Annotated in this window: 8 protein-coding genes; 7 read left to right on the forward strand and 1 reads right to left on the reverse strand. The window is 67.0% G+C overall.

The window, feature by feature from the left end:
* The 7 genes from J1M38_RS07040 to J1M38_RS07070 form a co-directional block, all read left to right on the forward strand.
* Nucleotides 1-137: integrase core domain-containing protein (locus J1M38_RS07040; RefSeq protein WP_206481325.1), on the forward strand; the 137-nt coding region annotated here is incomplete at its 5' end.
* Between the two features lie 25 nt (nt 138-162).
* Entirely contained in the window at nt 163-816 is a 654-nt protein-coding gene (locus tag J1M38_RS07045; protein WP_206482018.1) for an N-6 DNA methylase, read from the forward strand.
* Nucleotides 813-1,895: a restriction endonuclease subunit S gene (locus J1M38_RS07050; protein ID WP_080981675.1), complete on the forward strand. Its 1,083-nt coding sequence runs from the start codon at nt 813-815 to the stop codon at nt 1,893-1,895. The genes J1M38_RS07045 and J1M38_RS07050 overlap by 4 nt, the downstream gene beginning before the upstream one ends.
* A 54-nt stretch (nt 1,896-1,949) precedes the next feature.
* Nucleotides 1,950-5,375 carry a DEAD/DEAH box helicase family protein gene (locus J1M38_RS07055; protein ID WP_228070676.1) on the forward strand — a complete coding sequence of 1,142 codons (3,426 nt, stop codon included), beginning with the start codon at nt 1,950-1,952 and terminating at the stop codon, nt 5,373-5,375.
* Between the two features lie 215 nt (nt 5,376-5,590).
* Nucleotides 5,591-6,373: a GIY-YIG nuclease family protein gene (locus J1M38_RS07060; RefSeq protein ID WP_044659829.1), complete on the forward strand. Its 783-nt coding sequence runs from the start codon at nt 5,591-5,593 to the stop codon at nt 6,371-6,373.
* A gap of 130 nt (nt 6,374-6,503) precedes the next feature.
* Entirely contained in the window at nt 6,504-6,689 is a 186-nt protein-coding gene (locus tag J1M38_RS12045) for a hypothetical protein (RefSeq protein ID WP_239074818.1), read from the forward strand.
* A gap of 206 nt (nt 6,690-6,895) precedes the next feature.
* Nucleotides 6,896-7,225, forward strand: coding sequence for a hypothetical protein (locus J1M38_RS07070; protein ID WP_230956183.1), 330 nt, complete (start codon nt 6,896-6,898; stop codon nt 7,223-7,225).
* A gap of 199 nt (nt 7,226-7,424) precedes the next feature.
* Here J1M38_RS07070 and glpK read toward each other — a convergent pair whose 3' ends face one another.
* A complete protein-coding gene (glpK, locus tag J1M38_RS07075; protein WP_049145088.1) occupies nt 7,425-8,957 on the reverse strand; it encodes a glycerol kinase GlpK in 1,533 nt (510 codons plus the stop codon).
* Nucleotides 8,958-9,013: the final 56 nt, after the last annotated feature.

A 9,013-nucleotide genomic window follows, 5' to 3' on the forward strand; every position in this document is an offset into this window, starting at 1 on the left:
AGACAGCTCGGCGTGAGGCGCTGGCCGTGTGGGTGAACCACTACAACTACCATCGGCCTCATACCTCCTGCGGGGACGCCCCTCCGGCCTCGTTGGCCCCGGCCCGAGTCAACAACGTCATGCCCTCCTACAGCTAGCGACGGCGACGCTGGCAAATACAGCTTGATCCTCGCCAATCCGCCGTTCGCCGGGTCCCTCGACGCCGAGGGCGTCAGCTCTGACCTGCAGCGCGTGGTGAAGACGAAGAAGACGGAGTTGCTCTTCCTGGCCCTGTTCCTGCGGCTGTTGCAGCCGGGCGGTCGTGCGGCGGTGATCGTCCCGGAGGGGGTGCTGTTCGGCTCGTCTAAGGCCCACAAGGACTTGCGCCGGATGCTGGTGGAGGACCATCACCTGCAGGCGGTGGTGAAGTTGCCTGCGGGTGTGTTCAAGCCCTACGCAGGGGTCTCGACGGCGATCCTCTTCTTCCGCAACGACGGTCCCGGCAGCACGGACGACGTCTGGTTCTACGACGTCCGCGCCGATGGGTTCTCGCTGGACGACAAGCGCACGCCGGTGGAGGCCAACGACCTGCCGGACCTCGTTCAGCGGTGGCAGAACCCGGCAGGAGAGAAGGACCGGCCGCGGACCGCGCAGTCCTTCCTGGTGCCCAAGGCGGACATCGTGGAGCAGGGGTACGACCTCTCCCTGAACCGGTACAAGGAGTTGGAGATCGAGGAGGTCGAGCACCGGGACCCGCTGGAGATCCTCGTCGACCTCGAACAGCTCGACGCCGAGATTGCCGCTGGGACTGCGGAGCTCAAGGGGATGCTGCGGTGAAGACGGTGAAGCTGGGTGACATTGTTTCCCTTAAGTACGGGAAAGCGCTGAAACAGGGTGATCGCCGAGGGGGGCCTGTTGCCGTCGTGGGCTCCAGTGGCGTCGTGGGGTTCCATGATCAAGCCCTCAGTTCGGGCCCCGCGATTGTCGTAGGAAGGAAGGGGTCAATCGGGTCGGTCACCTGGGTGCCCGGTGATGTTTGGCCTATAGATACTGCCTACGAGGCGGTGCCTCTCGGGGAGGGCGTCGATCTTCGGTGGCTGTATTGGATCCTTAGCGCTCTCGGTCTCAAGGGAATGAATAAATCAGCGGCAGTGCCAGGATTGAATCGGGATGATGTGTATCGTCTCTCGATTAGGCTTCCTGATCTCAAGGAGCAAAGGCGCATTTCGGCGATTCTGGACCAGGCTGACGAGCAGCGGTCGCGCCGGCGGGCGCAACTCGAGCGACTGGCTGCTCTTGTCCAGGTGGCGTTCGCTGATCGCGTCCGGGAGGCCGGTCCCGGGCAGCCCCTATCGGAGCTTGCGTCTTTCGTACGAGGCGTCACCTTCAAGCCCGAAGATGTGGCTGAGTCAGGTGTCCCCGTGATGCGTACGAAGAATGTGCAGAAGCGCCTGGACAGTTCGGATCTTATTCGCATCCCGGCAGAGCTCATCAAGAACGAGGCAAAGTATCTGCAAGAGGGGGACACCTTAGTGTCCAGTGCGAACAGCTACAACCTCGTAGGAAAATGCTGTTTCGTTGACTCCCTGCCGGAGCCGTCGGCTATCGGCGGATTCGTTTCAGCGCTTCGTCCCGGCCCCGACGTCGACCCGACTTTCCTCTACGCCTGGTTCAACAGTGACAGAGTCCAAGCGACCGTGCGAAGCTTTGGCAATAAGACGACGAATATCAGCAACCTCAACATCAAACGGACGTTGCAGTTGCGTATCCCGGACGTGTCTCTCGATATGCAGAGAGAATTCGCCGCCGTCGTCGAGAAGATCGACGTGCAGCGAGCGCGTGTCGAGCGGGCACTGGCGTTGGAGGACGAGCTGTTCGCGTCGCTCCAACACAGGGCATTCCGCGGGGAGCTGTGAATCCGGCAGGATGACAGTGGGCGGCTCGGTGGTGAGCTGCCGGAGAGGGTGTTGATGGCAGGCAACATGGACTGGGTGGAGCGGGCGCTCCCCGTTGCTCACGAGGACGCTGCGCAGGCCGAGGGCTACATGAGCACCGACCCGCGCGCGGCCGCGTTCTATGCCCGGCGCTGCGTCGAACGGGTCGTCGAGTTCGTCTACGCCACCCATCGCCTCGAGGACCCGTACAAGACCGACCTCTCCGGCCTCATCAACGGGGTAGCCTTCACCGGCCTGGCCGGACGCCCGGTGGTGGACAAGCTCAACTTCCTCCGTAAGGCCGGCAACAACGCCGTTCACAAGGATTCCGTGCTGGATGCCCGCGCCGCCCTCACCATCCTGCGCGAGCTGTTCCACGTGCTCGTCTGGGCCGCGTTCCACCACGGCCCGCACCCGGAGGCCGTGCCCACCGGTGCGCAGTTCGACCACGCACTTGCCCCGCAGAAGGCCGCCATGAGCGTGGAGCAGCTCGACGCCGTGATTGCCCGGCTCAAGAAGCAGGACGAGGACAACGCCCGTCTCCGCGAGCAGAACGAGCAGCAGGCCGCCGCGTACGAGGCCGAGATCCAGGCCCTGCGGGAGCAGATCGCCGCCGCCCAGGCCGCCGCCACCACCAGCGAACTCCCCGACCTTCACGACTACGACTACGCAGAGGCGGAGACCCGCTCTCTCTTCATCGACCTCCTCCTCGCCGAGTCCGGGTGGCCCCTCGACCAGGCTCGCGACCGCGAGTACCCCGTCACCGGGTTGCCCACCCCCGGCGGCACCGGGCGTGTGGACTACGTTCTCTGGGGAGCCGATGGTCTGCCCCTGGCCGTGGTGGAGGCCAAGCGCACCACCAAGAGCGCGCTCGAAGGCCAGGAACAGGCCCGCCGATACGCTGACGCCCTTGAAGCGCAGTTCGCTCGCCGCCCGCTGATCTTCTACACCAACGGCTATGACCACTGGTTCTGGGACGATGCGGCCTTCGGCGAGGCCGGCGGCTACCCGCCCCGTGAGATTGAAGGGTTCTTCACCGCCGACGAGCTCGAGCGCCTCATCCAGCGGCGTACCGTCCGCCAGGACCTTACGGACGTGCCGGTCAACGTGGACATCGCGGGACGGCCATACCAGCTGGAGGCGATCTCCGCCGTCGGGCAGGCCCTCGCCGCCCGCCAGCGCGATGCCCTGCTGGTCATGGCCACCGGCACCGGCAAGACCCGGACCGCCATCGCCCTCGTGGACCAGCTGATTCGGGGGAACTGGGTCAAGCGGGTCCTGTTCCTCGCGGACCGGACGGCCCTGGTACGGCAGGCCAAACGGGCGTTTGCCGCGAACCTGCCGGACACCGCCGTCGTGAACCTGCAGGACGAGAAGCGCGGGGAGGGGCGGGTCTACACCGCGACCTACCCGACCATGCTCAATCTGCTGGAGCACGACGGGCAGGACGGTGGGACGCGGAGGTTCGGCGCCGGGTACTTCGACCTCGTGATCATCGACGAGGCCCACCGCTCCGTCTATCAGAAGTACGGCGCGATCTTCGACTGGTTCGACTCCCTGCTGGTGGGCCTCACCGCTACACCCAAGGACGAGGTGGACCACAACACCTACCGGCTGTTCCACCTCGAGGACGGGGTGCCCACCTTCGCCTTCGACCTTGAGGAGGCCGTGGAGCAGGGGTACCTGGTGCCGCCGCTGGGGGTGTCCGCGGGGACGGAGTTCCTGCGCCAGGGGATCCGTTACGCCGACCTCTCCGACGAGGAGAAGGCCGAGTGGGACGCGCTGGATTGGGGCGAGGACGGCCCCCCGGACAGCGTGGACTCCGAGCAGGTCAACAGGTTCCTCTTCAACGAAGACACCGTGGACAAGGTCCTGGAGCTGCTCATGGAGCGCGGTCAGAAGGTGGCCGGCGGTGACCGGCTCGGCAAGACCATCGTGTTCGCGAAGAACCAGAATCATGCCGACTTCATCGAGCGTCGATTCAACGCGCGGTTCCCCGAGCTGGGCGGGACGTTCGCACGGGTGATCACCAGCAAGACCGCGTTCAACGACGCACTGCTGGATGACTTCTCCGACTCGGACAAGGCCCCACATATCGCCATCAGCGTGGATATGCTGGACACCGGGGTGGACATCCCTGAGGTGGTGAACCTGGTGCTGTTCAAGGTGGTCCACTCCAAGACCAAGTTCTGGCAGATGATCGGCCGCGGCACCCGCCTGTGTCCCGATCTGTTCGGGCCCGGGCAGGACAAGAAGAACTTCACCGTCTTCGACTTCGGAGAGAACCTGCCTTACTTCAACCAGGATCTCCCCGAGCCGGGGTCCTCCGTGCAGAAGTCCCTTACCCAGCGGTTGTTCGAGGCACGGGCCGGGATTGTGGCGGCCCTGGATGCGCGCGAGGGCGATGGGGAGGCGGGCTCGGCCAGCGTCGTACGCCAGGCCCACGCCACCTGGCTGCACTCCTACGTGGAGGGCATGCCGATGCAGAACCTGCTGGTGCGCAAGCACCGGCGCCACGTGGAGCGCTGGTCCGAGCCCGATGCGTGGGCCGCGGTGACCGCCGAGGATGTCGACGAACTCGCCGACCATGTGGCCGGACTGCCCTCCACGCTGCGTGACCCGGACGAAGCAGCGAAGCGCTTCGACCTCGTGACCCTGCGCTGGCAGTTGGCCACCCTGGACGGTGATGCCGCCCTGGCGGAGCGTTGCCGCAGATCCGTCCAGGAGGTCGCGGGTGCGTTGCTGAGTCAGCTGGCTATCCCAGCCGTCAAGGTGGAAGAGTCCCTGCTGCGCTCCGTTGCGGAAGACCTGTGGTGGGAAGGCGCTGGCGTCGTTGACGTGGAGGCGCTGCGGGAGAGCCTGCGCGGACTGGTGGTGTTCCTGCCGAGGCTGAGCTCCTCACCGGTGTACACGGACTTCGTGGACACCCTGGGGGAGATCGACGAGGTGGTCGTGGTGCCGGCACGGCCGGGCATGAATTGGGAGCGCTACCGCGAGAAGGCCATGGCCTTCCTGCGCGCCGAGGAGGACACCCTGGCGTTGCGGAAGCTCCGCGGCAACCAGCCGCTGACGGCCACGGATCTCGAGGAGCTCGGTCGCATGCTGGTGGCGGCGGGCGGATCTGACCGGCCGGAGCTGGATTGGGTGCGTGAGCACGCCGGCGCCGAGCTGGGCGTCTTCGTGCGCAGTCTTGTGGGGTTGGAGCGGCGGGCCGCGGAAGAGGCGCTGGCCGCGTTCCTGGACGAGGGCAGGTGGACCACGCGCCAGATCCGCTTCACCCGCATGCTCGTGGACGACCTGGTGCGCAACGGCGTGGTGGACCCGGGTCGGCTCTACGAGGACCCGTATCTCGCACTGGGTGGCGTCGATGCCGTGTATCCGCAGGATGCTGCGGACGCCGTGGTGGCCGTACTGGCCGAGGTGCGGGCGCGGGCCGAGGTGGAAGCGGGGAAGGTGGCCTGAGGACGGACTACTTGCGGACGGCGCGCTGAGCGACCTGGGGCAACATCTGACCAATCTGTCTGAGCCCATCCGGACCAGTGATGGCGGCGACTGCGATGATGCCTGCTGTGCCAATGGGCTAGGCCCGTGGTGCTCAGGACCGCACGCATTTGCTCGTGGGCCAGACCGGCGAGGAAACGTTGGTTCTCGAGGTCTTTTTTTCGTTGGCCCGGTCAATGAGTTCATCCACCATCCTGGCCATCCGCCACACCTACAAGGAGTCGGGGCTGCCATCGCGGGCGGCGGCCACGCCGGAGCGGGTGCTCGCCTACACACGGGAGCAGCACCACGTGGGGAAGTTCCCGAAGGAGCCCGCCCGCCACTGGCTGATCTTCATGGGGGAGGGAGGACGTCGTTCTCGCCTCACCGCCGTGTACGAGAACCGCGGGGAGGTCGTGGCTGAGCGCACGGAGCGGTACCGGTACTACGACGTTGCGCCGGTGCCGCTGCTGGCCTCCCTCGAGGAGCGCCTGGTGGTGGAGTGGTCCGCAGACCCCGTGAACTGGGCCAAGCGCGGCCCCCTGGCGGCGCGCTTCCCCGTCCTCGAGATCGCCGACCCCACCACCGAGGCGTTCCCCGGCTTCGACCATGTGCTGCTCAGCTACGGGGACCTGCAGTCAATGGTGACCGAGACTCGCTACGCAGGCTGGCGCACCGCCCTGGAGGCCGTACGCGGGATCTACCTGATCGCCGACGAGACCGCGGGCCGGTGCCACGTCGGCAAGGCCGACGGTGAGCGTGGTGTGCTCGGACGGTGGGAGGCCTACGCCCGTGACGGGCATGGTGGGAACGTCGCCCTCCGGGATGCCCTGGAGCTCGACCCCGACCAGCCGGAGCGGTACACGTTCAGCCTGTTGCGCGTGTTCGGCTCCAATACCCCGCAGGCCCAGATCGACGCCGCGGAGAAGCACTACAAGGACGCTCTGATGACGCGCCGGTTCGGGCTGAACCGGAACTGAACGGACGTCGTTGTCCGGGGGGAGAGAGCGAAGGGCAGACGGGAGGGGGGATGGATTGCCCCCGCCGAGCCTCGGGGAGGAGGGCAAGTGCGCCATCCAGGCACAGCAGTCACCGCTGAATTCCTCGAATATGACTGCCCGCGAGCACACGGGGCATCTGCAAGCCGCCCGCATTGATGTCATCGCGCGGGCCGAGGTCGTCGAGGCGGGCGGGCCAGGTCTGATGGGTGTGAACGGCCCACCCGGGACCGGCAAGACGACGATTGTAAGCGGCCATGAAAAGCTGCCCATAGGTGGCCAGGGAATGACCCGCTGACGGCCATGAGGACTGCCCAGTGATGGCCACGGGAACTGCCCGGTGCTGGCCATCTGGTTTGCCCGCGTTGCTCGTTCCCATCACGGTGGCCAGCACCACCACCCAAACGGGCAAACCAGCTGGCCACCAGTGGGCAGTTCTGATGGCCACCAGCGGGAAGAAACACTGGCCGCCTATGGGCAGAACTCAATGGCCCTTGACAGACGATGCTCAGGGACATCCTGGCGTCCAACGTCGTCGAACGAGCACGCCGATTGTCGGCGTGTGAGAACCCATTCGACGCCCTCACCGAACGCACCCATGAGTGGACCGGCCAGGGCAGGATGCGACGACGGGCGCGCGAACTCCGGCCCGAGGTGGCCGGCCTCGAAAAGGTGGTGGCTTCGGCAAACAACGCGGACGAGGAGAACCTCTCCGAGGAGATTCCACATCGGAGCGCCATCAAGGACAGCCGGAACGTGGATGCGGACTACTTCGCCTGCCTGTCCACCGCCGCCTTGGGCGGAAGCGGCGGGGGAAGAGGACGCCCTGGGTGAGGACAGCTTGACGTCGGAGCAGCCGGGCGCCTCGGGCCTGGCCACTGCGCCGATGGCAGCGGCACCGACTCCGCCCCGCTCCGCGCGCAGGCGGCCGACGAGGGGGTAGTGCTGCACGGGGTCCTTCCGGAGGGGCCGGACCGGCCCGGACCGGCCCGGGGCGCACGGAGCCGGCCGGACCGGCCTACGGACCGGACGGTCAGCCCTGGGCCGACTCGACGTCCTCGTCGACCCAGTCGCGGGAGCGTTCCACGGCCTTCTTCCACAGCCGCAGGGCGCGCTCAACCTCCTCCTCGTCCGTGGTGGGCTCCCAGCGCTTGTCCTCTTCCCAGTTGGCCACGAGCTCGTCCTGGGACGCCCAGAACCCCACCGCCAGGCCTGCGGCGTAGGCGGCGCCGAGAGCGGTGGTCTCGATGACCTTGGGGCGCACGACGGGCACGCGCAGCAGGTCCGCCTGGAACTGCATGAGCAGCTCGTTGGCGACCATGCCACCGTCGACCTTCAGTTCGGTCAGGTCCACGCCGGAGTCCGCGTTCATGGCGTCCAGGACCTCGCGGCTCTGGAAGGCGGTGGCCTCGAGCGCCGCGCGGGCGATGTGCCCCTTGTTGACGTAACGGGTCATGCCCACCATGACGCCGCGGGCCGCGGCGTCCCAGTGCGGGGCGAAGAGGCCGGAGAACGCGGGGACGAAGTACACGCCGCCGTTGTCCTCCACGCCGGCGGCCAGGGTCTCGACCTCCGGGGCGCTGCCGATCATCCCGAGGTTGTCCCGCAGCCACTGGATCAGCGAGCCGGTGACGGCGATCGAGCCCTCCAGCGCGTACACCGGCTTCTGGTCGCCAATGCGGTACGCCACCGTGGTGAGCAGGCCGTTGTCCGAGTGCACCGGCTCCTCGCCGGTGTTGATCAGCATGAAGTTGCCGGTGCCGTACGTGTTCTTGGCCTGGCCGACCTCGAAGCACGCCTGGCCGAAGGTCGCCGCGTGCTGGTCGCCCAGGATGCCGGTGATCGGCGTCTCGCGCAGCAGCTGCTGGCCGGATACGGTGCCCACCTCGGCGGAGGAGCTGACGATCTCCGGAAGCATGGACATCGGGATGCCCATGTCCGCGCAGATCTCCTCGTTCCAGTCGAGGGTGTCCAGGTTCATCAGCATGGTGCGGGAGGCGTTGGTGACGTCGGTGACGTGCCGGCCGCCCTCGCCGCCGCCGGTGAGATTCCACACGAGCCACGAGTCCGTGGTGCCGAAGATGAGGTCGCCGTTCTCGGCGGCCTCCCGGGCACCGTCCACGTTCTCCAGAATCCAGGCCACCTTGGGGCCGGAGAAGTACGTGGCCAGGGGCAGCCCGACGCGCTCCTTGTAGCGGTCCGCGCCGACGTCGCCGGCCAGGCGCTCGCAGAGGTGGTCGGTGCGGGTGTCCTGCCACACGATGGCGTTGTACACCGGCTTGCCGGTGTTGCGGTCCCACACCACGGTGGTCTCACGCTGGTTCGTGATGCCCACGGCGGCGACGTCGTGTCGGGTCACCTCGGCGCGGGCCAGGGCCTCGCCGATGACCTCGCGGGTGTTCGTCCAGATCTCCACCGGGTCGTGCTCCACCCAGCCGGCGCGCGGGAAGATCTGCTCGTGTTCGCGCTGACCAGTGGACACGATGGCCCCACTGTGGTCGAAGAGGATCGCGCGCGTGGACGTGGTGCCCTGGTCGATGGCCATCACGTAGCGGGGGGTGGTCATGTCCTACTCCTTCGGAGGTGGTCACGGGGGTGTGGGGGTGTCTCTTATACACCTCT

This window comes from Micrococcus sp. KRD070 (assembly GCF_017168435.1).
GTDB classification, from domain to species: domain Bacteria; phylum Actinomycetota; class Actinomycetes; order Actinomycetales; family Micrococcaceae; genus Micrococcus; species Micrococcus luteus.